Origin of the sequence: Amycolatopsis sp. NBC_01286 (genome assembly GCF_035982555.1) — a bacterium.
Classification (GTDB): domain Bacteria; phylum Actinomycetota; class Actinomycetes; order Mycobacteriales; family Pseudonocardiaceae; genus Amycolatopsis.
Genome location: NZ_CP108428.1, coordinates 8,858,107 through 8,882,445 on the forward strand (window position 1 = coordinate 8,858,107; position 24,339 = coordinate 8,882,445).

Annotated in this window: 24 protein-coding genes and 4 pseudogenes; 10 read left to right on the forward strand and 18 right to left on the reverse strand. The window is 68.5% G+C overall.

Going from position 1 to position 24,339, the window contains the following annotated elements:
- Positions 1 to 111 precede the first annotated feature (111 nt).
- A complete protein-coding gene (locus tag OG570_RS40470) occupies positions 112 to 456 on the reverse strand; it encodes a hypothetical protein (RefSeq protein WP_326954069.1) in 345 nt (114 codons plus the stop codon).
- A gap of 454 nt (positions 457 to 910) precedes the next feature.
- Between OG570_RS40470 and OG570_RS48470 the strand changes: the two are divergent.
- Positions 911 to 991 (forward strand): annotated as a pseudogene (locus tag OG570_RS48470) (GP88 family protein); the annotation flags it as partial.
- A gap of 125 nt (positions 992 to 1,116) precedes the next feature.
- Here OG570_RS48470 and OG570_RS40480 read toward each other — a convergent pair.
- Positions 1,117 to 2,256, reverse strand: a complete 1,140-nt coding sequence (locus OG570_RS40480; protein ID WP_326954071.1) for a serine hydrolase domain-containing protein — start codon at positions 2,254 to 2,256, stop codon at positions 1,117 to 1,119.
- A gap of 781 nt (positions 2,257 to 3,037) precedes the next feature.
- Here OG570_RS40480 and OG570_RS48475 point away from each other — a divergent pair.
- Both OG570_RS48475 and OG570_RS40485 read left to right on the forward strand, forming a co-directional pair.
- Positions 3,038 to 3,328, forward strand: a pseudogene (locus OG570_RS48475) (ATP-binding protein); the annotation flags it as partial.
- A gap of 124 nt (positions 3,329 to 3,452) precedes the next feature.
- Complete coding sequence (locus tag OG570_RS40485; RefSeq protein ID WP_326948632.1) at positions 3,453 to 3,653, forward strand: hypothetical protein; 201 nt, start codon at positions 3,453 to 3,455, stop codon at positions 3,651 to 3,653.
- A 382-nt stretch (positions 3,654 to 4,035) separates the two neighbouring features.
- Here the strand turns inward: OG570_RS40485 and OG570_RS40490 are convergent, their stop codons facing one another.
- Positions 4,036 to 4,608: a nuclear transport factor 2 family protein gene (locus OG570_RS40490; RefSeq protein WP_326954072.1), complete on the reverse strand. Its 573-nt coding sequence runs from the start codon at positions 4,606 to 4,608 to the stop codon at positions 4,036 to 4,038.
- Positions 4,609 to 4,721: 113 nt separating this feature from the next.
- Here OG570_RS40490 and OG570_RS40495 point away from each other — a divergent pair, with 113 nt between their 5' ends.
- On the forward strand, positions 4,722 to 5,912 hold the full coding sequence (locus OG570_RS40495) for an amidohydrolase family protein (protein WP_326954073.1): 1,191 nt from the start codon (positions 4,722 to 4,724) through the stop codon (positions 5,910 to 5,912).
- Between the two features lie 21 nt (positions 5,913 to 5,933).
- On the opposite strand, the gene OG570_RS40500 is transcribed toward OG570_RS40495, so the two are convergent.
- Both OG570_RS40500 and OG570_RS40505 read right to left on the reverse strand, forming a co-directional pair.
- On the reverse strand, positions 5,934 to 6,371 hold the full coding sequence (locus tag OG570_RS40500; protein ID WP_326954074.1) for a MarR family winged helix-turn-helix transcriptional regulator: 438 nt from the start codon (positions 6,369 to 6,371) through the stop codon (positions 5,934 to 5,936).
- A gap of 283 nt (positions 6,372 to 6,654) precedes the next feature.
- Positions 6,655 to 6,975, reverse strand: a complete 321-nt coding sequence (locus OG570_RS40505) for a hypothetical protein (RefSeq protein ID WP_326960379.1) — start codon at positions 6,973 to 6,975, stop codon at positions 6,655 to 6,657.
- A 33-nt stretch (positions 6,976 to 7,008) separates the two neighbouring features.
- Here OG570_RS40505 and OG570_RS40510 point away from each other — a divergent pair.
- A pseudogene (locus OG570_RS40510) lies at positions 7,009 to 7,200 on the forward strand (single-stranded DNA-binding protein); the annotation flags it as partial.
- A gap of 409 nt (positions 7,201 to 7,609) precedes the next feature.
- Complete coding sequence (locus tag OG570_RS40515; RefSeq protein WP_326954075.1) at positions 7,610 to 7,759, forward strand: hypothetical protein; 150 nt, start codon at positions 7,610 to 7,612, stop codon at positions 7,757 to 7,759.
- A 44-nt stretch (positions 7,760 to 7,803) separates the two neighbouring features.
- On the opposite strand, the gene OG570_RS40520 is transcribed toward OG570_RS40515, so the two are convergent.
- The 5 genes from OG570_RS40520 to OG570_RS40540 all read right to left on the reverse strand — a co-directional run bounded on the left by OG570_RS40520 (position 7,804) and on the right by OG570_RS40540 (position 10,381).
- Positions 7,804 to 9,045, reverse strand: a complete 1,242-nt coding sequence (locus OG570_RS40520; protein ID WP_326954076.1) for a hypothetical protein — start codon at positions 9,043 to 9,045, stop codon at positions 7,804 to 7,806.
- Positions 9,045 to 9,218, reverse strand: coding sequence for a hypothetical protein (locus OG570_RS40525; RefSeq protein ID WP_326948626.1), 174 nt, complete (start codon positions 9,216 to 9,218; stop codon positions 9,045 to 9,047). The genes OG570_RS40520 and OG570_RS40525 overlap by 1 nt, the downstream gene beginning before the upstream one ends.
- Positions 9,219 to 9,375: 157 nt before the next feature.
- Positions 9,376 to 9,594 carry a hypothetical protein gene (locus tag OG570_RS40530; protein ID WP_326948625.1) on the reverse strand — a complete coding sequence of 73 codons (219 nt, stop codon included), beginning with the start codon at positions 9,592 to 9,594 and terminating at the stop codon, positions 9,376 to 9,378.
- Between the two features lie 108 nt (positions 9,595 to 9,702).
- Entirely contained in the window at positions 9,703 to 9,909 is a 207-nt protein-coding gene (locus OG570_RS40535) for a hypothetical protein (RefSeq protein WP_326948624.1), read from the reverse strand.
- A 70-nt stretch (positions 9,910 to 9,979) separates the two neighbouring features.
- Positions 9,980 to 10,381 (reverse strand): ATP-binding protein, encoded by a 402-nt coding sequence (locus OG570_RS40540; RefSeq protein WP_326954077.1) that lies wholly within the window; start codon positions 10,379 to 10,381, stop codon positions 9,980 to 9,982.
- A gap of 235 nt (positions 10,382 to 10,616) precedes the next feature.
- On the opposite strand from OG570_RS40540, the gene OG570_RS40545 reads away from it, so the two are divergent.
- Positions 10,617 to 11,390 carry a transposase family protein gene (locus OG570_RS40545; protein ID WP_326954078.1) on the forward strand — a complete coding sequence of 258 codons (774 nt, stop codon included), beginning with the start codon at positions 10,617 to 10,619 and terminating at the stop codon, positions 11,388 to 11,390.
- A 239-nt stretch (positions 11,391 to 11,629) separates the two neighbouring features.
- Here the strand turns inward: OG570_RS40545 and OG570_RS40550 are convergent.
- Both OG570_RS40550 and OG570_RS40555 read right to left on the reverse strand, forming a co-directional pair.
- Positions 11,630 to 11,770, reverse strand: a pseudogene (locus tag OG570_RS40550) (alpha/beta hydrolase fold domain-containing protein); the annotation flags it as partial.
- A gap of 400 nt (positions 11,771 to 12,170) precedes the next feature.
- Positions 12,171 to 13,289 (reverse strand): zinc-binding alcohol dehydrogenase family protein, encoded by a 1,119-nt coding sequence (locus OG570_RS40555; protein WP_326954079.1) that lies wholly within the window; start codon positions 13,287 to 13,289, stop codon positions 12,171 to 12,173.
- Positions 13,290 to 13,383: 94 nt separating this feature from the next.
- Between OG570_RS40555 and OG570_RS40560 the strand changes: the two genes are divergently transcribed.
- Positions 13,384 to 13,950, forward strand: coding sequence for a TetR/AcrR family transcriptional regulator (locus OG570_RS40560; protein ID WP_326954080.1), 567 nt, complete (start codon positions 13,384 to 13,386; stop codon positions 13,948 to 13,950).
- Positions 13,951 to 14,592: 642 nt separating this feature from the next.
- Here the strand turns inward: OG570_RS40560 and OG570_RS40565 are convergent.
- Positions 14,593 to 15,225: an RHS repeat-associated core domain-containing protein gene (locus OG570_RS40565; protein ID WP_326954081.1), complete on the reverse strand. Its 633-nt coding sequence runs from the start codon at positions 15,223 to 15,225 to the stop codon at positions 14,593 to 14,595.
- Between the two features lie 562 nt (positions 15,226 to 15,787).
- Between OG570_RS40565 and OG570_RS40570 the strand changes: the two genes are divergently transcribed.
- Complete coding sequence (locus OG570_RS40570; protein ID WP_326954082.1) at positions 15,788 to 16,336, forward strand: RICIN domain-containing protein; 549 nt, start codon at positions 15,788 to 15,790, stop codon at positions 16,334 to 16,336.
- Positions 16,337 to 16,431: 95 nt separating this feature from the next.
- Here OG570_RS40570 and OG570_RS40575 read toward each other — a convergent pair whose 3' ends face one another.
- The 4 genes from OG570_RS40575 to OG570_RS40590 form a co-directional block, all read right to left on the reverse strand.
- Positions 16,432 to 19,233: an AfsR/SARP family transcriptional regulator gene (locus OG570_RS40575; RefSeq protein ID WP_326954083.1), complete on the reverse strand. Its 2,802-nt coding sequence runs from the start codon at positions 19,231 to 19,233 to the stop codon at positions 16,432 to 16,434.
- A gap of 2,129 nt (positions 19,234 to 21,362) precedes the next feature.
- The gene (locus OG570_RS40580) at positions 21,363 to 21,563 is read right to left on the reverse strand and encodes a hypothetical protein (protein ID WP_326954084.1); all 201 of its coding nucleotides are present in this window, start codon (positions 21,561 to 21,563) and stop codon (positions 21,363 to 21,365) included.
- A 60-nt stretch (positions 21,564 to 21,623) separates the two neighbouring features.
- Complete coding sequence (locus OG570_RS40585; RefSeq protein ID WP_326954085.1) at positions 21,624 to 21,935, reverse strand: class I SAM-dependent methyltransferase; 312 nt, start codon at positions 21,933 to 21,935, stop codon at positions 21,624 to 21,626.
- A 6-nt stretch (positions 21,936 to 21,941) separates the two neighbouring features.
- Positions 21,942 to 22,124, reverse strand: a complete 183-nt coding sequence (locus tag OG570_RS40590; RefSeq protein WP_326948619.1) for a hypothetical protein — start codon at positions 22,122 to 22,124, stop codon at positions 21,942 to 21,944.
- A gap of 48 nt (positions 22,125 to 22,172) precedes the next feature.
- Between OG570_RS40590 and OG570_RS40595 the strand changes: the two genes are divergently transcribed.
- A complete protein-coding gene (locus OG570_RS40595; protein WP_326954086.1) occupies positions 22,173 to 22,406 on the forward strand; it encodes a hypothetical protein in 234 nt (77 codons plus the stop codon).
- A gap of 50 nt (positions 22,407 to 22,456) precedes the next feature.
- Here the strand turns inward: OG570_RS40595 and OG570_RS40600 are convergent, their stop codons facing one another.
- The gene (locus tag OG570_RS40600) at positions 22,457 to 24,271 is read right to left on the reverse strand and encodes an eCIS core domain-containing protein (RefSeq protein ID WP_326948617.1); all 1,815 of its coding nucleotides are present in this window, start codon (positions 24,269 to 24,271) and stop codon (positions 22,457 to 22,459) included.
- Positions 24,272 to 24,339: the final 68 nt, after the last annotated feature.

Consider the following 24,339-nt stretch of genomic DNA (forward strand, 5'->3'; position numbering starts at 1 on the left):
CTGCCGCTGCGGGCCGCGATCGCCGCGCTCGAGGCCGACCTGCGACCCGCCGGGCACACCGTCATCGGCCGCTACTGGGCCCCATACCCGCGCCGGTGCCCCGTGGCGCGACTACCGCCTCCCCGCCCGCCTCGGCACCGTCATCGCCCCGCGCGCCGACTTCGACTTGCCAGGCCGGTCCAGCTCTGCGCAGAGGCCCCGACCGCGACCTGGGGCCTGCCCTTCACCGAAGCCGGCGAAGGCCTGCCGGCCCGCATCAGCCGGTTCACTCGCCGGATCCTGCCGCTGCTGGTGCGTCATGGTGACAAGGCGAACCGGCTCGTCGCCCGCGTCACCATCCAGGCCGGCCGCGGCGAGTTCGTCGACGACGTCGCGGCGTTCGCGGTCACCGCTGCGCTGGCCGACAACACCGTCTACGGGCCCATGCTCCTGCCACCGTCCGACCTCGACCCGCAACGGGGTCGAGCAGCTCTGGACGGCCCTCTACCGCGGCAGCACCGCCCCCGACGTTCGGGCTCGGCTGGCCACACTGGTCGCGGCCAGCGCGGTGCGCCGCGGCGACCGCCACCTCACCGCCTGCGCCCTGGCCCACGCCCACAGCGCACCGGGCGCCCCCCACCATCGGACTGCTGTTCCAGCAGCACGCCGGCGCCGGGACCGCCGCCGAGTGCCTGGCCACGTCGATGACCTGGCTCTACGGCTGATCCGCTCGTTGTCCGCCCACACAGCGTGCGCAGCAGGACGGAGCGGTTCTGCCTGTCCACCGAGGACACCGGAATCGGGTAAATAGACACGTCTGTCCGTCGTTGTTGGCCTCTCGTCGTTGTCGCAAAAGCAGGTTTACGGTGAAAGAAACCGGATATTGGTGTGGCCTCCCCATGCATCGAGTGGCATGAGGACGATGGTCGTAATGACCTTCTTGCGGCAGAACCGCGAACTGAAACGGCTCGGGATCTGGAACTGGTCCCTGCCGGCGTTCGCCGGGAAATTACACAACGTCGTGATCATCGGTGTTGGGGTCTATCGCAGACGGTCATTTAAGCGAGAGCCCCGTCATTCACGGGCGCCGCGGTCAGCGTGGTTGGCGTAGTCCCGCGACGCGCCGGTCGTGGCTTGTCACCGGGTGGCGGGGGTGCAGAGTTCCCGGTCGATGAGGTTGTCCATGGCGTGTTCGGTGGTCGCGGTGCCGTCGCCGGTCTGTACGGCTACGGCGGTGGTCCTGCCGTCGGTGGTGACGCCTTCGCGGGTGTGGTAGCCGGGGAGGTCGCCGCCGTGTGCGTAGTAGCTGCCGCCGCACGTCAGCGGGATCTGCATCAGGCCCAGGCCGTAGCGAGCACCGGGGAGGACGTCGGCCAGCCCAGGCGCGGGTACGGTGGTCTCCATCGCGGTGAGCTGGGCCGGCGCAAGCAGCTTGCCGGTCACCAACGTGTGAAAGAAGCGGGTCAGGTCGTCCGTGGTGCTGATCATCGCGCCGGCCGCGTCAGCTGCGGAGGGGTTGAGCGCCGTGACGTCGATCACCGGCCCGGAGCCGAAGTTGGAGTAGCCGTGCAGGTGCCGACCGGGGATCGCTGAAGAGGTGATCGGCGCGATCGTGTGGCTGAGGTGGAGCGGGTTGATGATTCGCTGGGTGACCTCGTGCTGCCAGGTGTGACCGGTGGCCTTCTTGATGATCATGCCGGCGAGGATGTAGTTGGTGTTTGAGTATTCCCAGGCGGTTCCTGGCGCGAATTCCGGTGCCTGCCGCATCGCGATGGCGACCAGTTGCGCTGCGGTGTAGGTCGTGAACCGGCCGGCTTGGAAGTTCGCGGTGGAGGTGATCTCTGGGAAGTCGCTGAGGTACTCGGGCACTCCGCTGGTTTGCTGCAACAATTCCCGCACGGTGATCTTGCTGCCGTCGTTGCCGGCGCCGGTCACCAGTCCGGGCAGCCAGCGCTCGACGGTGTCTTCGAGGGACACCCGGTGCTCGGCGACGAGTTGCAGCATCACGGTGGCGACGAACGTCTTGGTCGAGCTACCGATCCGGAACGCGTCCCCGGACTGTACCGACGACATGGTCGCGATGTCGGCCTGTCCGGCTTCGGCGAACAGCTGTCCGCGCGGGCTGGTCACTTGCGCCGCCACACCCACGGTTCCGGTCTGCTGGACCGCGTTCACCTGCTGCTGCAACGCGTTCGGCGTCGAGCTGGTCGAGGCCGACGCCGGAATGGTCACGGCAAGAGCGCACGCGGCGGCCGCGGCGATCGTCGCTGCCACCATTGTGTACTTGGTATTCGTACGCACGATTTGGGCCTCCTGAGGCGCGTTCACGCCGCATTCGCGGCGCTGGCAAAATGTATGAAGATCGCCAGGCCGAAGCGATCAAGCCAGCCCCCGAATCGATGGTGGGGTTAGCCCCCGTACGACCAGGCCGAGGTCCGGGGTGGGAAGATCGGCCGAAGGGCCGCCCACAGGACCTGAACGGCCGCGGCGGACCGGTACCCGGCCGTCCCAGCCCGTTGTCGCGCCTCAGCCGAAGCCGGGTGCCGGGCCACCTGGTGGGGTTAACCCCTATCAAACGTCGGGGTGACCCGGTCTGTGCCGGGACGATCTTTCGGCGAATCTGAGTACCGCCGCGCGGAGGCCGAATCCGACTACCGCCACGTGGATCGTTGGTTCACCGAGGAAGCAGTGTCATGACAGACGGACTGATCGCACGTATCGGCCCATAGTGTTTCCGGCGGTGTTGGCGATGTGGGTCGCTTGCCTGGATGACCTGGTCAGTTGGCTGCGCGGCGGACCCCTCCGATCCCGCGGCCCGAATCGGGCGAAGGGGCATCGTCGACTACGCCGTGGGCTCCCGAAGCCTGGGTCCGGCTGGCGCCCACGGCGGTCCGGCTGCCGCGGTTGATCCGGACGTTGATGGCCGACCTCACCGATACCGAGGCGCTCGAGGTCAGCACGTGGCACTTCCCGGCCGGCGAACCCTGGCCCGACAACGCAGCGCCCACCCGGCGTTTCCCTGCTCCCCGACGACACGATCGCCGCGATAGCCGGATCCCTGAGTCGGCCGGGGTTGCTGACGCTGGCCCACCGCGGTGTCCTGACCGTCGAGGACCTTCCCGAGTTTTCTGCCCGCTCCGTCGAGGTGCTGCGTCCGGCGCTGGAGAACGGCACGATCGGCATCACCGCCTCGGCAGGTGCCGAATCGGGTCCGGCCGGAGCACGCGTCGTGTTCACCGCCCGGGACTGCCTGTGCGGCAGCGTCCGGACCGAGGTCTGCCGCTGCACCCCGTCGCAGCGTGCGCGCTACCTCGCTCGGACACCGCTGTGGTTGCTAGACCGCGTCGACCTGTTCGTCCGGCAGGTCACCGCCCCCGAGCCCGGATCCGTCGCTGCCGTCACTGGAGTCGCTGCGCAACAGCGTCGCCCGAGCCCGGGAACGCGCACGCTACAGGCGGGGGTGCCGCATCGCGATGCGCGCCTACCAGCGCGGCGACGGCACCAGCGCGCGGATCGCACTCGAGAACACCGACCCCGAACAGCCCCTGACACGACTGCTCACGAGCATGCTCGGCCACGCTGTCCCGCCGTCGACGGTCCGCGACCTGGTCCAGAAGACCAGCGCCGAGGCTCGCCGCGCGCTGCTCGGCGAGCCTCCGGCCGACCATGCCTGACGCTCGCTTCCCCACACCGGTCGCGCTGACTGCCGGAAGGCTCGGCGTGGTGTCGCGCGGCGAGCCAGCCCGTACCTGCTCGGAGACGTCCTGGGTGACGGCGGAGGGCATCCCCGGCGGTGGGCACGCCCGGCTTGACGGGTCGTGGATCGCACGAACGTCAGCACACCCCGGCCAGGCGGTGCGTCCCTGAAGCACGGCCCGATACCCGGGGTGAACCAGCCCCGTCACCCATCGCACGCCTGTCCCGGTCACCTGCAGACCGGTTCACGACCGGGCGGATGAGACCGGCCGGGGACGTCACCTGACGGCGCCCCGGCCTGCTATGTCGTGTCAAGCCGCCGCGAGGTTGGTCGACGCCTCACCTTCTTGACGGGCCTGGTCAGCGCGGCAGGCCGGCCCACGCGTAGGCGTCGTCATACAGCGCGGTGAGGTCGGTGGGCCGGTCGACGCCGTGGCGATCGGCCGGAACCGTGTACCCGCGCTCGGTCATCCACAGGCTCAACATGCGATAGGACGGCCGCGTGCCCTGAAGGTCGCCCGGATTCAGCGTCAGGGCAATGCCGGGGACGGCGGAGGTCATCGTGTCGTGGTCGAAGATCGCGACCGACGCGGCCAGCCGCCAGCCATCGGCTCCCCTTTCGGCGCGGTGCAGCATCCGCAGGTACGCGACGAGGTCGGTCTCGACGCCGCGGAAAGCGCCGCGCATCTCGATCGTCACCGGCACCTCGGCGATCGCGCGGGAGCCGTTGACGTCGATGACGGGCAGCCCGAGACGATGGGTGGACGGGGTGTGGTCGAACACCCGCTTGGACACCTCGATGTACTCCACCGCGGTGCCGTCGAACCAGCTTGTCCGGATGGTCGCCTCCGGCGTGTAGCACCGCTCGAGGCGGGACCACCAGCCCCGGTCACGCGCCTGCCGCTCGTGGGCGATCAGGTCCAGCACGCTCATCACGTCTGCTTCATTGTCGGACATGGGTAGCTGCACACCTTCCTCTGCTCGGAACGAAGTCGTACCACCTCATCCATGGGTTAGTATATACGAACACGTATAAAGGAGGATTCATGACCCGCTATGTCATCGAAGGTGCCCGGGTGTTCGACGGCGAGCAGCCGATCGGCGTGCGCACCGTGGAAGTCGAGGGAACACGGATCGTCGCCGTCGGCGCGTCGACACCCTCGACAGCCGAGCGGATCGACGGCAACGGCGCCACCCTGCTGCCCGGCCTGATCGACGCCCACACCCACGCCGACGTGGAGACACTCGGTCAAGCCCTCCGATTCGGCGTGACCACCGAGTTCGACCTGTTTTCCTTCCCGCACGCAATGCACCCGGTTCGTCGCGCCGCCGCCGAACGAACCGACATCGCGGACGTCCGTTCGTCCTCAGTGGGACTGACCGCACCCGGCGGGCACCCCACCCAGCTCCACGGCGGCCTGAACGATCCGGAGCTGCCGACGGTCACCCGGCCCGAAGACGCCGCGCGTTTCGTCGACGAGCGCATCGCCGAAGGCGCCGACTACATCAAGGTGCTCATCGAGAGCGGCAAAACCCTCGGCAAGACCGTCCCTGTCGTCGAGGAGCGCATCGTCAAGGCAGCGGTGGCCGCCGCGCATCACCGCGACCGCATGGTGATCGCCCACGCTCTGACCCTCGATGCGACCTGGCAGGCGCTGGCCGCCGGGGTCGACGGATTCGCGCACCTGTTCATCGACGGCCCGGCCACGCCCGAGCTGATCGAGGCGTTCCTTGCGGAAGGCGCGTTCCTGACCCCGACACTGAACCTGCTGGCCTCACTCACCGGCCGGCACCTCGGCGCCGTCCTGGCGGGCGACAGCCGGGTCACCGGTCGCCTGCCGCAGCCCTGGACGGACAACCTCAGCCGTGAATTCAACACGCTCCCGGCCGGCAATTTCGACAACGCACTGGCCGCGGTGAAGGCGATGCACGAGGCGGGTGTACCGATCCTGGCCGGGTCGGATGCCAACCACCACTTCGGCGCCCTGGGCATGGCACACGGGGCGAGCTTGCACGGCGAACTGCAGCTGCTCGTGCGGGCCGGGCTCACTCCGACCGAGGCGCTGCGGGCCGCCACCAGCGTGCCCGCGACTACATTCGGCCTGCACGACCGCGGCCGGATCACCCCGGGCGCGCGCGCCGATCTGCTGCTGGTCGACGGCGATCCCACCAGCAGGATCAGCGACACCCTGTCGATCAGGGACGTGTGGCGCAGCGGCACCCGGGCAGTTCAATGAGCTCCCCGGAGCCCGGTCTGCTCACGTCGGGAGTGCGGCCTCAGCGATCGACTGCAACGAGATCTGCAATGCCCGGCGGCTCCGATCGGGCAAACCGGCGAGCAGCTGGGTCATCACCTGCTCGACGATCGTGTCGCAGCGCCGAACGAGCTCCTCGCCCTCAGCAGTGAGGCGGTGCAGGATCGCCTTGCCGACGCCCGGCCGGCGTTCGAGCAACCCGCGCTGTTCCAGACGGGCCACCACCGCGCCCGCGGACTGATCGGACTGCCCGATGAACAGGGCCAGCGCATGGGTCGAGGAATCCGGCTCGGCCGCGACGGCGTACAGCATGCCCCACTGCGGCAACGTCACCCCGACCTCGGCGAGCGCGGTTTCGCAGGCCATCTGCTTGCGCAGCTGCGCTCGCCGCAGCTGCATCGCGATATCGACACCGCTGGGCACGTCCTGATCAGCCAGCATCCTGACACGATATAACAACACATGTACTCGGGCCTGGAGAAGCTCGTCCGATCCCTCAGGCGGCGCTCCCAAGCCCGCTTGCCGGATCGACCGTCTCGGCCAGGAGATCACCGTCCCCGATGGTCCGGGGCCTGCGGACCTGGCCGGCCACAACCCAGCGTGAGAACTCTTCGAACCGCACACCTCTCACGAGACCCTCAGCCCGGCGATCTGTTGCACTCGGGTTCAAGATCCATCGGAATGTCGCCGTGGGGCGTCCGGCTCCGCTGATCGGCAGGTCGACTCACAACGCGTGCACGGACACGTTCCCGAACGAGGTCTTCCCCGTCGCCGTCGAACTCTGCAGGCCTACGAAGCTCTCCGTCGGGACCAGCGTCGGGTCCACCACCGACAGCACCTCCCGGCCGCCGTCGTAGAGGGTCAGCTTCGAGCCTTGGACTGCGAAGCGCAGTGCGTGCGTCTCCTCCGGCTTGATGTCCGCCGCCGCGCCGGTACCCGCCAGCTTCGTGTCGACCCCGGCGTCCACGACGCCGATCGCGTACTTCTGGCCCCAGGACGCGATGCCCGCGTAGTAGTAGCTGTCGCGGGTGGTGAACCTCGTCATCAGGACCGCGTCACGGTCGTTCAGCGCCGTGCTGTGCGCTGCACGATCTGGCGGCAGGCGGCCGAGAACGTCGCCGAGTCCCTGGCCCGCGGCGCCCGCGGCGTCGTCCAGGGCCTCAAGCAGCGCTCGTTCCAGACCAAGGAAGGCGAGAGCCGCACGGTGGTCGAGCTGGATGTCGACGAGATCGGCCCGTCGCTGCGCTACGCCACCACCACTGTCACCAAGAACGCGAAGAACGCGCCCTCAACGGTGAACCCGGACCTGTTCACCAGCACACCCGCCGGCCTTCCCCGCCGGCCGGACAGCGAGCACGTCGGAACCCACGATGCGCCCGCTCGGATCGCGCACGCGACCGATGAGCAGATCAGCCGCTGGCAGCGGATCGTCACCACGCACCTGCCCGACGCCCCGGTGACCGATGAGCGGTGGGGCTGGCTCGCGCCGCTCGGTGCCCGCCCCGACGATGCCGCGCTTGCGCGGCAGTGGGACCAGGTCATCGGGCTGGCCGCGGCGTATCGTGAAACGTACGGAATCACCACCGCCGACGCTGCCTCCCCGCTCGGCTACCCAATCCGCCGGCAACGACCTTCGGGCCGACGCCTGGCGTGACATCACCCGGCAATGGAGGCATTTGATGACCACACCCGATCCCGAAGACGCTGCATCGGACGTGATGCTGACCCGCGAATCACTGCGCGACGCGCGGCGAACCGAGTTGGAGGAACTGGTCGACGACCAGGATCGTGGTTACAGCGAAAGCGCCCACCGCGGGCTCAGCTACTGAGCCACCCGCCGCCGACGTCCGGCGAGGACGGCCGCGATCACGTTTCAGGGCGTTCCGGGCACGCCGAGCTTCCAGAACACGAACGCCGGCTCCTGGTTCACCTTGGCTTCCCGGCGCAGGCCGTCACGGACGGCCGGGCCGAAGCCGAGGAGGCTCGAGAGGGCACCGAAGATCGTCGCCGCGGGCGGTGCGGCGCCGGCCATCCCGCCGGCGACGGCGAAGCCGGCCGTAGCCAGGACGAAAGGCAGGTCACGCAGCAGAGTGTTGCGCCGCATGGCTTTCTCGATGACGCGGATGTTCGGCCGGAACACCTCGTCGAAGACCCGGGCGACGTCCGCGGGGAACCGCTCATCGTCCGGATCCGAGCCGATCAGGTCCTCGGTCAACGCGAGGTGCCGCCGGAAGGCGTCGAACGCCTCGTCGTTACCCCGGATCGTGAGCAGGTCCGGCGTCGGCAACTGTTCCAGGACCGGCCGGGTGAAGGTGTCGACGAAGGACAGCAGCCTCGTCCCGGGATGCAGGCCGTTCATCGCGTCCCGGGCCAGCCGCCAGTACGCGTCGGACGTGCTCCAGAACGTCCCGTCGACCGCTTCCGCGTGCAGCAGCCCGTTCCACGTGGTCAGGGACTGCAGGGTCAGCCGCGGCTCGACGGTGAACCGGGCTATCTCGGCAGGACCCATGCCGAACTCCGTCCACAGCTCACGGTCCAGCTCGATCTTCGCCTGCTCGGCCAGCAACGGCAGCCGGTACTCGACCCACTGCGGATAGCTGTGCACGTCGCAGCCGAGCATTTCCAGGTGGTCGCCGAGGTGGTCGGTGACCGCGCGCTCCACCGCAGATACGGTCTCCTCGGCCGCCATGCGCAGCGGCCGGAACACGACGAGCCCGGCCCGTACCAGCGGCAGCACGTCCCACATCCGCTCGAGCTGGGTAGCCAGGTGGGCCAGCAGCCGGGTGCCGGTCTGCCTGCCGAAGGTCCGCCGGTAGAAGTGGGCGAACCGCTTGATGTGGTCCTGCACGTACAGCAGCGGGTCGTCGCAGATCACCAGGTCCGCGACCAGCACCGCGCTCTTGACCTCGGCGGACCAGTCGCGCCAGGGATCGAGGGCGATGACGGCGACCCGGCCCGGTTCCGGCCGCGGCTCCTGGCCGGGCGCGGGCAACCCCGTGTAGTAGACGCGGAGCCGCTCCAGCACCGCTTCGGCATCGTCACGCTTGCTCAGCGACAACTCGAGCTCGGGAAGCAGTTCGTCGAGGAACCGGCTGTACTCGCTGTCGACGGACATCAGCGACCCGGGGCGTAGCCGGTCATGATGCGGGCAACTTCGCCCGGCGAGGGCGTGCGCGCGTACACCCCCTCACTGGCAGCGAAACGCACCTCATTCCCGGCGACGGCCGCAAGGAGGATCAGCGGGTAGGTGTGGTCGGCCGGCACCAGACTGCTGAACAGCGCACGCATGCCAGCACTCTACGGCGGGAAAACGCGTTGGCGGGCAAGTCCGGGTGACCTTACGATCCGCCGGGGTGTGCCCCCGGCCGCGCCACGCCGTGACCACCGCCCAGGCGGAGCGAATCTCCGGTTTCGAACGAGCGCGCGTCCTCGGACTGGCCTTCGATCACCCGGACCATGGTGTCGAGCACCTGCCACAGCGGGCGTCGGTGACGACCTGTTCCAGCAGGGCCCGGTGCTCGGCGCTCACCCGCTGCGCGTGCTTGAGGTCGGTGGTCTCCACCCCGAGCACGGTGATCCCTACGACGTTGCCGGTCCTGTCGCGGCGCGGGTCGTAGGTGAAGTCGAAGAAGGTCTCCCGCGTCGTCTGCCCGGTTCCGAGCACGATCCGGGCGTCGCGGGCGGTGTAGGGCGTGCCCGATCGGTAGACCTCGTCCAGCAGCGCGAGAAATCCTTGGTCAGCGAGTTCCGGAAGGACCGTCTCGATCGGCGCTCAGATGTACCCGGCGGTCATGCCGACGGTGGCGCGGAAGGACGGGTTCGCGGTCTCCACCAGGTGCCGCGGTCCCGACAGCACCGCGAAGACCATCGGCAGCCGGCCGAACAGTGCGGCCAGATCGTCGTCCGGCGCGTCAGGCCGGTCGTGCCGTGAGTCCCTGCCCGCCGACCGGAGCGCGCGCTCAGTGTGAGACTCGTGCATTCCCCGTCTGTGTGCTCGACACAGCCTACGGTGGCCGGGCTCCTTGATCGATGCCGCCAGGTGACATCGGTCAGGCGAGCGGTCCGGGCCAAACCATTCGGACGGTGGTGCCGCCGCCGGTGCTCGTGACGCTGGCCTGCGGAGCGACCGCGCGGATGATCGGGATCCCCCGGCCGCCGTCGCGGCCGGGGTCTTTGTCCTTTCGCCAGCAGCCGATGTCGCTGACCGTGACCGCGACCTCGCCGGATTCGTCGCGGGTCGCGATGACGGTCATCAGGCCGATCGTGTGGCGCGGGTAGGCGTGCGCGACGACGTTCGCCATCGCCTCGTAGACCGCCAGCCGCAGGTCTCGCACGAGGTCGGCGGTCAGGCCCCAGCTGGTGGCCCAGTCGGCCAGGACGTCACGCAGCATCGCCGCGTGCGCGGCCACCGCCGTGACCTCCCGCATCAACCGGGCAGGGAACTTGGGCACCGATTCGTCCTCGGCGTCGGGCACCGGCACGAGGACCTCACTCTCAGCTCACCACCATTCCCGTACCCGGACAGCTGGGTGAACCAAACGTGCGCGATACCTGGGCAGGTGGGAACGGCTGGTACACGTTCGGAGGCGGCCGTGTTCGGTCGCGAGTCGTATTGGCTCCGGCCTAAGGGATGTCTCGTAACCCGGTGTCGGGCTGACTGGGGCGATAGTTGATCATGTTGTTGTGGTGCAGGTGATCACAGCGTCGCGGCCGGAGTGGATTGCCCCGTTCACCGGGCTGGAGCCGGGCCAGTTCCGCAAGCTCGTGCGGCTGGTCGCGAAGCGAGGCGGGGACGAGATCGCGGACGGCCGCCCGGGCCGGCAGTGGGCGTTGCCGCTGGCAGACCGGGTGTTGCTGGTCGCGACGTACTGGCGGACGAATCTGACGATGCGCCAGATCGGGCCGCTGTTCGGGGTGTCGCATTCCGCGGCGCACCGGGTGATCGACACGATCGGCCCGCTGCTGGCCCTGGCCCGCACACGCCGGGTGGATGCGGTCGCGATCGTGGACGGCACCCTGGTCCCGACCCGCGATCACCGACTGGCGACCCCGTCGAAGAACTACCGCTACTCGACCAACGTGCAGGTCGCGATCGACGCCGAAACCCGGCTGGTCATCGCCACCGGCGACCCACAGCCAGGCAGCAGCAACGACTGCACCGTCTACCGCGACTCGGGCATCGCCGAGCAACTCACCGACCGGCCGGTGATGGCCGATGGCGGCTACCAAGGCAACCCGGCGATCGTCATGCCCTACCGCAAACCTCGCGACGGCAGCGAGCTCCCGGACTGGAAAGAGGATCTCAACGCCACCCACCGCAAGGTCCGCGCTCGCGTCGAACACGTCCTGGCCCGGATGAAGAACTTCAAGATCCTCCGAGACTACCGCCGCGCCGCCAGCACGCTCGCTGACACGGTGTCCGGAATCGCGCACCTGCACAACGTGCTCCTCGAAGCCTGACACAACACCAGCCCCACCAACCACGCCCTCAGTTACGAGACATCCCTTAGTGGGCGGCAGGCGGATGGACGCGACTCAGGGGGCGTCAAGATCGAGATAGACCCTCGTGTTCTCTTCTGGACGAACTGGGAGGGCTCGGGACGCCAGTGGGGCCTCGAGCCCTCCCAGTCTCCCAAGATCGATATAGTGCGCCGCGCCTTGCGCGGTGGCGGCACGGGCCACCTGTGTGGCGGCGGGGGGTGCAGCATCACGAAGTCGTGGATGATGCCGTCGTAGCGGGTAGCGGTCATGGGTACACCGCAGAGCTTGGCGGCACATGCCTCACCTTCGTCGCATAGGACGTCGGCTTCGCCGTTGATGACAAGGGTGAGCGGCAGGCCGGGCCTTACAAGATCGACATGTCAAGCTCGGAGAGACCCCACAGTACTGGCAGTCAGATTGCCGGCGCGGGTCCTGGTGCTGCCGAACGTGCCGAGTTGTTTCTCGCAGGCGCCTGCGGCTACTGGCTCCGCGCCGAGCCAACCAGGTACGAGCCTCGCCACGGCAGTTCCGAATCATGTTCCTCGTGCAGGCCCCGCCCGACGTAGGCGAGATCGACGGTGTGCATGAGCGTTTCTCCTCAGTACATCGACATCACCAGGTCGAGTGATCCGCTCGTGTTGCACTCCCCCGGCTTTGACACGTGCCGAACAAGCGTGACGCGTAGCCGACAGGTGCAGTCGACCTCACCCAACGCCGACGGCTTTCCTCGCGGGAATTCCAGAAGATCCGGCTGGCTCGTCAAGACAGAGTGACGACGACTTTCTCCGCCGAGACGCCCTTCAGCTGGATGTCCATGGCGTGCTGGAAGTCGTGAACGCCGTGCCCGACGATCAACGGCTTCGGCACGGCGACATACCGGCCATCGGCGAGGGCGCCGGGCAGGAAATCGCGGTAGATGGCCGTGCTGACGTCGTTGGTCTTCAACGTCGTGCCGAAGATGAACTTCGTGGCGACCCTCTGGAACCGGGACCGGATCTGCAATGCCACGGTGGAAGTGATGATCTTGAGGATCAGCCGTGGGAGCTCGAGCCGTCCGTGCTCGTGGGCGAGGCCGGCGAAGGAGACCGCCGGGCTGGCCATCGACACGAAGCGCCGGCCGGTGCACGAGCCGGCGATGCGCACGCACGCGGCCGCAGAGGTGGTGCCGACAGCGAGCGCGCCGGCGAGTGTGCGGCCCTGGAGGGCCTGGCTGATGTCGGGTACGACGGTGGGGCTGTTGTAGTCGAAGACCTGTGCGGCCCCGAGCGAGGTGACGTAGTCGAAGTTGTGCGGTGAGGCTGTGGCGACGACCCGGTAGCCCGCCGCGACCGCCAGCTGGATGGCGTTGCTGCCGACGCTGGTCGACCCACCCCACACCAGGACGGTCTCGTCGATGGGCTCGGCGTTCACCGACGGGTGGCGCAGGCCCAGCTGATCGGTCTGGAACAACCCGCACGCCGCGGTCGAGACGGCCAGCGGGAGCACGGCGGCTTCGTCGACGGGAAGGGCGTCCGGGATCGAGCAGGCCATCCGTTCCAGTGCGACGCTGTAGAGCTGGAAGGCACCTTCAGCTGCGTTGTTGGCGTCTTTGTCGGTACCGACCACGTGAGCAAGCACCCGGTCGCCCACGCGAAAGCGGGTGACGTTCTCGCCCACTTCGACGACTTCGCCGGCGACGTCGGAGCCCAGCACCGCCGGGTAGCGAAGCCAGCGGTAGGCCAGGTTGCCCGCGGCCTGGATGATCCAGTCCAGAGGGTTGATGGCGACAGCCTGGTTGCGAATGACGATCTGGTCGGTCCCCGGCGAGGTGTAGGGCGCGGGGCCCACCTCGAGCCGAGCGTGCCTGCCGTTGATCCAGGCGGCGGTGTTGGTGGTCATGCGGACCGCTCCTCTATCGATGATTGCATCAAGTGCAATGACCACTGTGCCACAGCATTTCACCAAGTGCAATCACTGGGGTACGCTGGACGGCATGGGACGGTGGGAACCGAACGCGCGGGAGCGTCTGCAGCACGCGGCCATGACCTTGTTCCTCGAGCGTGGCTACACCGAGGTGACGGTGGCCGAGATCGCCGAGCGGGCGGGCGTGACCAAGCGGACGTTCTTCAACCACTTCACCGACAAGAGAGAAGTCCTCTTCGCCGGCGCGCCGGCCTTTGAAGACCGCGTTGTCCAATACCTGGCCGAGGCCTATGACGGCCTCGACGCCATCGACGCGGCCGTCATGGCCCTGACCCGCGCCGGCACGGACCTACTGGCGAACTACGTCGAGTACGCCGACGTCAGGCGCAAAGTGATCGCCGCTTCGCCGGAGTTGCACGAACGTAACCTGATCAAAATGTCATCCCTCGCCGCGGCCATCACCAGAGCCCTGGACACCCATCGCGAGTCGAGCAGGACGGCGGCGTTCGCCGCACAGGCAGCGGTCACGGTGTTCACAGCCGCTTACGACGACTGGACCGAAGACACCACCGCAGAATTCGATGCCCTGATGCAAGAATCGTTGACCTGCTTCCGCAAGGCCGTCCACCCCACCTGAGAAGGTGCCGGCCACCCGCGCGCCGGGCTTCAATGTCGGCTGTCGTGATGAGCGCGCACAGCCTGACCGAACCAGGTGAACACCGGTCCCGGATCCGGTAAAGGCGTCCAGCCGCCAGCTGTCTCCGAGGGGTCCTACGTCCAGCGGAACGTATAACCACAGCTAGATGCCGAACAAGACACACATCTCGTGCTTTCTTGCTGGGCATGCGATTACCAAGCATCCACGGGAACGTCTGGCCTGGCCGAGCAGATGGGGGCCTCGATCGACACCCGACGGCACGGCGCCTATCAATGGTTCGCCGACCGTTGCGCACTCCCGGTCGGCCGGACCGACCACACGATGGCATCGGCGTCCGCGCCGCCGCTCGAACACCCTCTTCTGCCGATGAACGGACATCGGCGCCACCGTCGGCCAGCACCGTAGCGACGGTACGGTGATGACTTCAGGTCGTTCGTGCCCGGCGAGGGATCGAGCGGATTTTCCTCGATGTCGTCCGCGCCGCCGCGCGCTGTCGCAGTGGCTCGATGGACGTGCCCTCGTTCCTCCGGACGTCGCCGTCGCCAACCAGTGGCACCCTCCGCTCCGGTTCCGAGCACGACCTCGTCATCGCGGCGCTCACCCAACTCGCCGCCAAAACGGTCAGTATCGCCCGATCTGACTGCCCGGGCCCAGCATATCTTCGCCAGATACCTCCGCGGCCGATTTGATCCACACCGTGAGACCCCGCCGACCCGCCAACGGCGAAAGATCGACCTGATTCGAATCCAGCGACAACTCCTCCAGGGTCTGCACATCCGAAAGCAAGCTCAGATCTACCGACTGTGTTGCGCCGATCTCAAGGCTGCGCAAACGGGTCAGCTGCGCAAGCGGTGACCAGTCCTCGACCGGGCACGCGGACACCTGCAGCCGGGTCAAGCTTTCCGACCACCTGGCAAGCTGTGAAAGAATTTCAAGCTCACGGCAATTCCGAAATGTCAAGACAACAGGGTCATCCAGGAAAGACAGCGATTCGAGGTTTCGCAAGCCCGCCAACGACATCGGGTTGTTGTTGCCGTAGCTGTAGGCGTTCAACGCCTGCGGATTGCTCGGATCGAGCACCGGGTCCGCGGTCATGAAACGACCAGCAAGCGGATCGTAGTCGCGGGCACCGATGTGCGTCACGCCTGTCGTGTTCTGATAGCCGCCCAGAAAGCCGTGCTTGTCCGGCCAGGTCGACGGCGGGGTGCCGCGGGTGGTGCCGTACGGGTCCCGCCACCGCCTGGTCACCGCCATGGAGGAACCGGCGTCGACCGTGGCGTAGGTCGTGCCGTGGTGATCAGCCAGCTTCCAGCTGAGGGTGCCCGTGCTGGTGCGGGTCGCGACGTCCGACGTAGGTCTTCACGATCGGCATCGTGACACTCAGCGCGGCGGCCGTGCTCAGCGTGTGCACGACTGCGACGACCTCGGAGCCGGATACCTACAGCTCAACAGGCCCAGTACGGCGAGGCGCCCCAGCTGCCCCGAAACACCGGTGACCGCGTAGCTCTGGACAGGCGACCCGGGTGAACGAAGCGCTGCACGAGAAATGACCACCGGGCTGCGAGGACTCCGACTGCACGGCTCGTCCATCGCCGGTCTCGGCGTCCGGTGCCGGGCGGGCGCGTGCCACGTCTTCGGCCGGCCGCAGTGATCGTGACCTGGGCACTAAAGAGCCACCAAAGACTTTCTACGGCTCGGCCGGGCACTTTGATCGGCGGGCCGCTGTCGCTAAGCAGCGCCGATGAGCCCAACCTGATCGACCGCGTCAGCTGCGACTGTCCGGGTGATCCGGTGGGCGTCGAGAAAGGGGTAGAGCATGAGACGTGGTCTGATCCGTGCCGTCACCGCGGTCGCCATGGCCGTCACCGCGGCCGTCGGTGTCGTGATTCCGGCGACGGCGGCGACCTTCGGAAAGGCTTCGCCGGCCGGTGTCGTCGCCAACGGCACCTACCGATGGGCCAACGCCAACAGCGGGCTGTGCCTGGCCTACGACGTGGGATCGCGGGGCGCGAACCGTCAGGAAGGCTGCGACGACGGCGACTACACCATCTTCTGGGACGCCGTGAACGTCAGCGGCAACAACTACCGGCTCGTCAACGAACACAACGGCCAGTGCCTGTCCATCTGGCGCGGGGACACCAACGACAACGCTCAGGTCGGCATCTACGCCTGCGTCGACACCCCCGCGGAGATCTTCACCCTGGTGCCGGCGACCTCGCCGGTGTTCGCGGGCGCCTACCAGCTCGTGAACGTCAACAGCGGCAAGTGCGTGGCGGTCGGCGGTGCCCGGACGAACAAGGGTGCCTGGGTCATCCAGTGGACCTGCGCACAGAGCGGCGAGTTCATGTGGCGCCCGTACAGCTAGTGATCCGCGCCGAGGAGCCGATCGGCGGGTGATGTGAACGGGCGAGGATCTCGCGAGCCACGAACGGCGCGGGGTCCTCGTTCCGGCCGGACCGGTCACCGAGAATCCTGATCCTCGAGGGTCTTCAGCTGTCGCCGGACCTGGGCGGCCTCGGAGTCGCGGCCGTGCGCTCCGTACAGCTCTGCCGCTTCCCGCCAGACCGCCTGGGCCTGCTCGTGCCGGCCGAGGGCGACGTACGGGTGGCCGAGCCGGTCGAGGGTGGCGGCGGACTCGTAGGTGTTGCCCAGCCGGCGGAAGAGCGTGAGCGCCTGCAGGTAGTGGTCGACGGCCCGGTCGTGGTGGCCGGTGTGGTGGTCGATGTAGCCGAGGCTGTCCAGCGTGTCCGCCTCGCCGCTGAGGTTGTGGTGCCGGCGGTGCAGGGCCAGCGCGGCCTGGCAGTGGGCGCGAGCGGTGTCGTGGTCACCGAGCCGGGAGGCGTGCCAGCCCACGCCGTTGAGCGCGTTGGCTTCCCAGGCCGGCCGGCCGAGGGCGCGGCACAGTTCCAGCGCCCGGGTGGCGTGCTCCAGGGCTCGGCGGTGGTCCTTCCGCCGCTCCCAGGCCCGGGCGAGCTGGTGGTGGGCGAGAGCCTGCTCGGCGGTGTCGCGCTGGCGCTCCGCCAAGGCGAGGGCCTGGTGCAGGTGCCGGCTCGCGTCGTCGTGACGGTCCAGTTCGCCCTGGGCTCGACCGAGGTAGCGGTGCGCGCGGGCGGCGGCGAGGTCGGGCAGGTGCGCAGCGGCGTCCACCGCGGCCCGCCACGCGGAAAGATCGTCCTGACGGTGTCCGCGCCGGGCGTGGAAGGTGGTCAGGACCCAGGCCAGCCGCCAGACCCGGAGGTGCCAGCCGTGGTCGAGGGCCGCTCGCTGGGCGGCCGTCAGGTTGGCGTGCTCGGTCTCGAACCAGGCCATCGCCGCCGACATGTCCCACGGCTCGTGAGGTTCCGCACCAGGGGCAGGTGCCTCGAGCCGGACGACCGGGCGACGTGAATCCAGGCGCCGGTCGGCGGCGTGGGCGATGTGGACGTAGAAGTCGAGCACGTGCCGCAGCGCCGTGTCCCGTTCAGCCTTGCCGTGCCGCTGGGTCGCGTATTCGGCGGCGTGGAGGCGGACCAGGTCGTGCATCCGGTACCGGCCCGGGGTGGGCTGCTGGATCAGGCACGCGTTCTCCAGCTCATTGAGCAGCGCCTGGGTCGCGCCGGACGGCTGAGCCAGCAGGCCGGCGGCGGCGGGCAGGCCGATGTCGGGGCCCGGTGCCACGCTCAGCAGGCCGAACGCGATCCCGGCCGCGTCTGACAGCGCGTGGTGGGACCAGGACAGGACCGTGCGCAGCGTCGCCTGCGGATCGCCGGGATCCAAGGCGTCCAGGCGACCGGACCGGTCGCGCAGCTCGTCCGCAAGGACGGCCAGGGGAAAGCCGGGGTGGCGGGTGGCGCGGGCGGCCACGATACCCAGCGCCAACGGAAGGCCCGCACAGCAGGCCACCAGCTCGTCGACCGCCTCAGGCTCGGCGGCGACCCGGTCGTGGCCGAGGTGGTGGGTGAGCAGGTCACGGGCCTCGTGCTCGGGGATGACGTCCAGGTCGACGCAGTGCGCACCGTGGGCGGTCACCAGCCCGCCGAGGTGGCGCCGGCTGGTGACGAGAACTGTGCAGGTGGGACTGCCGGGCAACAGCGGGCTGGCGTGTGCCGTGTCGCGGGCGTTGTCCAGCACGATCACCATGCGCTTGCCGGCCACCAGGCTGCGGTACAGCCGCACCTGGGCGTCCGGGTCGACCGGGATCGTGGCCGGGTCCACCCCGAGGCCGTCCAGGAAGCCGCGCACCGCCGTCACCAGGGGAACGGGTTGCCCGGCGGGGTCGAAACCACGCAGGTCGACGTGTAGCTGCCCGTCCGGGAACCGGTCGAGGCGGGTGTGGGCCCAGTGCAGCGCCAGCCAGGTCTTGCCGATCCCGCCGGTCCCGCCGATTGCGGAGATCACCACCGCGCCGCCCGAGTCCGGCTGGTCGTCCAGGAGGGTGTCCAGTCGGGCCAGTTCGGCGGCGCGGCCGGTGAACAGGCGCGGTGGGGCCGGCAGCTGTCGCGGCACCGGCGTGGTCGCCGGCTCGGTGCGGGCCGCCGGCACGGCCAGCTCGGGGGCGGCGCGGAGGATCTGCTGGTACAGCTGCCGCAGTGGCGGGCTCGGGTGCACGCCCAGTTCGTCGGCGAGATCGCGGCGGAGCTGCTCGTACCGCTCCAGCGCGTCGGCTTGCCGGCCACTGCGGTAGAGAGCGAGCAGGAACTGGCCGGCGAGGCGTTCGTCGAGCGGATGACGCTCCACGCGGTCGGACAGCTCGGCGAGCAAGCCGGTGTGCTCCCCCAGGCGCAGCCGGATATCGGTGAGATCGAGCTCGACCGCGTGGCGCTGCTGCAGGAGCGTGGTGCGCACCGACGCGACCCAGGCCGTGTCCGTCACTCCCGCGAGGGGATCTCCCCGCCACAGCCCGAGCGCCTGGGCGAACGAGGCCATGGCGAGGTCGTCGTGCCTGCCGGCGCGAGTCTGTTCGACGAGAGCCCGGAACCGGTGCAGGTCGACAAGCTGCGGATCCACGACGAGCCGATAACCGGCCGGGTGGGTCGTGACGGCAACGCCCGGCACGGTGGCGAGTGCCTTGCGCACCAGGGCAATGCGCTGGTGAACGGCGTCGCGGGGGTGCTGGGGAAGGCGGTGCGGACGCCAAGCCCGATCGAGCAGCTGGTCGACCGACACGACATGGTTGGCCTCCACCAGCAGCACCGCCAGCAGGCAACGCAGCTGGGCGAAGCCGATGGCGACCGGCGCGCCGTCGACGGCGGCCTCGACCTCGCCGAGCAAGCGAAATTCCACCGTCACACGAGCCCCCCACCGAAGCCGCACAGTTCCGACTCGATCCGCCGCAGACATGCCTATCCGCCCGGGCCCGCCAGCACAACCAACGACCGGGCGAACCCCTGCCCCGCCGTGCGGAGCAGAGAGCCGCACATCAGCATGGGCGTGCGTTCAGCGTTGTACGCTCGGCCGGTACTCGATGGGCAAATGGCCAGTGGAAGTCTTCGGGCTGTGAACTCGGTGACGCTGCACGTGGCGGCTCGTCGGTATCTGATGGAACACTACGACGAGTTGGTTGACCACTACGCCGGACTTCCCAAGCAGTCCAGCCTGCTGCCCCAGCTTGTCGAGGCTGCAGTCACTGCCCAGTCCCCGTTCAACGAGCCGGAGCCCAACGAGGTGGCCACGGCGGGTGATAGCCGAGGAACGCCGGCTGTTCTCCTCGGCCATGCGGGAGTGGAGCGACCGCGGCGCTCTGCAAGTTAAGCCACTGCCGTACTGGCGTGTGCTCGCGTCGGCTGAACGGTTGCCCGGCAGCAGCAACTACAGGCGCTGGGGGCTGGTCGACCGATCGTGGCATCCGATGATCGCTGCTCAGACCGCACCGGAGGTACCTCATTGACCTGGACCTGGTCGCGCCTCGATACACCGGCGCTGAAGGCGTGCGGAGCGAGTCTCTGGTATTCACGGCAGCGCGCGGTCACCGGCATGACCGGACGTCGTCGGGTCGCGCGGGCTGGGCTCGCCGGGTGATGCGGTGAAGCTGCACGGGTGTGGTGGGTCGGCGGGTGCCCGGGGGCTGAGACAGAGGTCTCGCCCTGCCTGCTTTCGAGCTACGTCGAATAGCTTGTCCGCCTCCGACGCCTGCGCAAATCTTGCGGCCGGACGGCTCGGTTTGTGGTCTGGCCACAAGGAGGAAAGATGGCATCACGGTTGATGGCTTTGAGAATCGTCGCGGCGACGGCCACCCTCGGCGCCGGGACCCTGGTCGGCGCATTGCCGGCTCAGGCGCACGAGATGGGACCGGCGCTCGGCGACTGCGGCACTCGAGCGGCCTCGCGTACAAGTACGGCCCGGTGGAGGCCGTCTCGACCGTGAACGACAACGTGGCGGGCATTACCTGTACGCCACTCCGCACGCGACTTGTGTGCAGGGCCGGGTCGAGGGACCGCCGGGCGCGGAGATCTGGCTGGACCGGTGCAACAGCAGCGGCGCGAATTGCACCGGGTTCATCGGCTACCGGACCGCAGGGAGTGACGGATTCATGGACACCGGGATCTGGAACGACGACGGCTTCCTGGCCAGGGCCTGCGGATCCTACGGCGCCAATGACCACGACATCGTTTGCACCCCCTTTGCATGAGCAGGTTCCGGCTGCCGCGGACGTTCGGATCACCTCAGTGAAGGAGAATCCGTGACACGACCTGGTCGCGCCGGTCAAAATCACCTGCCGATTCGACACAACCGACACCAACTGGCACCGGCTCGTCCGCATTCCCTGAGCCCACGGGCACGTTCGCGGATGCACAGGTAGGAGCCGCGCACCGTCGCCGACGGTGCGCGGCTCCTACCGGAACGCCGGTCCAAGACTGCTCCGGCGGTCATGTTCAACGCTGCGCCCGTGACCGTGCGGGCCAGGTCCGAGGCCACGAACGCGGCGAGGTTGCCGACGTCCGTGAGCGTGGCCGCGCAGCCACGACCGCAGTCCTGTGCGTGACGAGTTCGCAGGAGAGCTGCCCGTGCATGACCTCGGCCGCGTCGAAAGGTGGCCGACGCCGTCGACGAAGAACTTCCGCGTGACCGCCCATTCGAACGAGCCGGCAAGGCCTACTCGGTGGACACCACACACCACCAAGGTCATCACGCTAATTGCACTACGATCAGTAGAACCAATGATCCCGAGCGCGCCCAATCGCGTTGCGCGAGCTGACCAGGCTTGCGTCTGCTCATCGACATGAGCGGAAGCTGTTCGGCTGAAGCGCAGGCGCCACACTGCCGGCTTTCCAGGTTCTCGCCATGGTCGAGTACCACGGGTGGATAACGCTTCTCTCACCGCCGCGTGAATGCCCGAGCGGTGTGGTTCATGACGGCCGGTTTGCCGGACCGGCTCGGTCGCCGAAGGAGGTCGACGGACGACCGGTCGGCGGTCAGGCCTTGTCGGGTGGCTCCTCGCGGGCATAGGTCAGCGAAGCCTCGGGTTCTCCTGGATCCATAGGTTCGTTCTGGAGCAGCAGCATCAGCTTCGCGTTCCGGTGACGCTCCTGGTGGGTGGTCCGCGGCCGGGTCAGTCCGAGGTGCCGGTACAACGCCAACCGGTCGAGATCGATAATTGCCGATACCGCGGTCATGAACTCGTCAGCCGCCGAGTTGCCGTGCAGGTAGGACAGCAGATTACCCAGGGCGGGTGATCACATCGACTGTTCGCCCGAGCCGCGAGGAGGGGACGTCTCCGTGGCGGATGTCCAAGTGCGGACGTTCACGGCAGCGTGGTCGACCATGGAGGGAAGCGCATCGACTCCCATGCAGTCGAACCGTTTCGCGAGGCGGTCGAGGTCACGGCCGGTCCCGCAGCCGAAATCCACGAGTGTTCGGGCGTTGGCCGGCCCGAAGGTGTCGACGAGTTCTTCGCAGGTTGTCGCAGCTGTGTGCTGAGGGTCTGCCTGCACCTGGTCGTACAGCCGTGGATGGCGGTAGAAGAGATTGGATTCAGTGAGTTCCATGTCCGTTCAGCCTGTCGTTGCGGTGGCGGGGTGTGCCGCGTTGCGCAGTGTCTGGACGCCACGTTCGACGGCGATTGCGTCGCAGAGTATCGAGGGGATCGTGTCGGCCGTTTTCGCGGCCTGCCACGCCGCGTGAAGTGCTCGCCGGTCCAGGTACCCCGCGTCGATCAGGGTGGATTCTTCCAGCATGCGTTACGAGCGAGCCGTCGCTGCCCCGCGGATCCGCTAACCCCTGGCATGCGCGTCCCGAAAGGCCGCAATGCCCTGCCGAGCGCCACCGCGGCCTCGATCCACTGGAACCCCGCCGGCGGCCACGGGCGACACCCGGTGACCCAGCCGACGGTCAAGGGCATAACCCGGGTGGTCGACACCCTGAAGCTGGCCAAGGCGTACACGTTCACGATGGCCGCGGTGACGGCGACGAGCACCGGCCCGGCGGCGACCTTTACCGCGAAGACCGCGGCGGACTGAGGGCCGGGCGGAGAATCCGGCCCTCAGTCCGCGGAACTCGCGAGTTCCGCCTACGCCACGATGCCGTTGCGCGCGTTGCGGGTGGTGGCCTGGGCCAGGAAGTCCAGGCCGAGCGTCCGCCAGGCGGCGACACCGTTGTAGAAACCGGGGAAGTTGCGGAACTCAGCGACCAGCCCGCCGCGGGAGTTGGCCCCGCCCGGAACCTGCGCGATGGCCTGCACCGCGGCGTTTCCCGTGCGCCAGGCGCCGAGGTTGGGCGGGTTGAGGACGGGGGTGCCCGCCAGCGGCACGCCGACGGCGGCTTCGTCGGCCAGCTGGTTCAGGTTCAAGCCCGCGGGGTTGGCGGCGAAGACCGGGATCCCCGCCAGCGGCCCGGCGATGGCGGGACGTCCCAGCTGGGCCATGATCTGGTTCAGGACCGCGTTCTTGTTCCCGGTGTAGTACGCCATTTCCGCGGCGGTGAACCCGTAGGTGGTGAGCACGTTGTTCGGGCTCTTCACCAGAATGGGGACGAGGTTCTTCGCGCTGCCGCCCAGGACACCGGGTCCGATCATGCCGCGTTTCAGGTAGAGAGCGAGGTGGGTGATCCAGCCGCGCAGGCCGCGGAAGTTCCCGGCCTGGGCGCGCTGGGCGGCGGTGTGCGCGGCGGAGATGGTCGCGGTGATGGTCCGGCCCGCGTTGACGGCGTCCCGGATGTCGTCCTTGATCTGGCTGTACATCGGTTGTTCGGCGGCCGGGGCGTTCGCGCTGGCGGCGTAGTTGGAGTTGGCGTACCACTTGAGGAGGCTCTGGTACTCGCGCAGGTCGATGTCGATGTTGACTTGCACGCTGCCCTGGAGGTTGTGGTGGGGCAGCTTGACGGCCAGCGGGTGGCCCTGCGCCGTGAAGTCCATCGGGCCGATGCTGATGTCGAACAGTCCCCCGGGTAGAGCGACTCCCGGGAAGGCGTTGACCCACCGGGTGGTCAGGTTGTTCGTGTTCGCGTTGATGTTGCCGATGAAGCCCTGCACGTGATTCATGACGGTGGTGAAGGCGGCCGCGGTGCCGACGGGGGGTTCGGTGACGATCTCCAGGATCGAGTCGTACCCACCCTCGCGGATCGGCGGGTTGCCCGGGTTGGACTTGACGCGGTTGTCGTGGTCTGCGTCGATCCGGTAGCCCGCTCCCGGAGCCACGCCCACCACCGGCGCGTTCGCGATGATGCCGTACGGCACGCGGCCGTTGGCCTGGGTGGCACCCAGGGTGTTGGCGTGGGTGCCCGCGGCCACCCAGCCCTGGATCTGGACCAGCTGGGCCGGGGTCAACCGGTCGATGGGGATCGGGATCTCGACCTCCAGGCCGATCCCGCACTGCAGCAGCAGCCCGCCTGCGCGACCGGCGGTCACCGGATCGCGGTCCGCCTGGCCCGCGCGGTGCGCCGACGCGCACACGAGGTCGTGCTGGGTGAGCAACCGGCGTTCGACCGCCAGCGCCGCGCGTTCCGGCGCGCCGTCCACGGCCCCGACGAGCACGCCGGTCCGGACCGTCGCGCAACCGCGCGCGAACGTGGCCTGCTGCAGCACGTGGGTGACCTCGTGGGCGAGCAGAGCCAGGCCCGCCGGCAGGTCGGGGCGGTACTCACCGGAGCGGAAGTAGATGTCGGTGCCCGTGGTGACCGCCCGCGCGCCCAGACTGCGGGCGAGGTCGTCGGCGTCGGAACCGAGGTGGACCCGGACGGCGGAGAGATTTCTTCCGAAGAACCGCTGTAGAATACGCCGCGCATCGGCGTCGAGTCGTTGCCCCTTCCCTCGTGAATTGCGAATCAGTGCCGCCGACCACTCGGGGGCAGACGGCGTGCGGTGCGATTCATGTGCGGTTTCGATCATGTGGGCGTCCTCTGCGGTTGTCGCGCGCGATTGCTCTCGATCGATGGGAAACGAGTGAATGGCGGAGG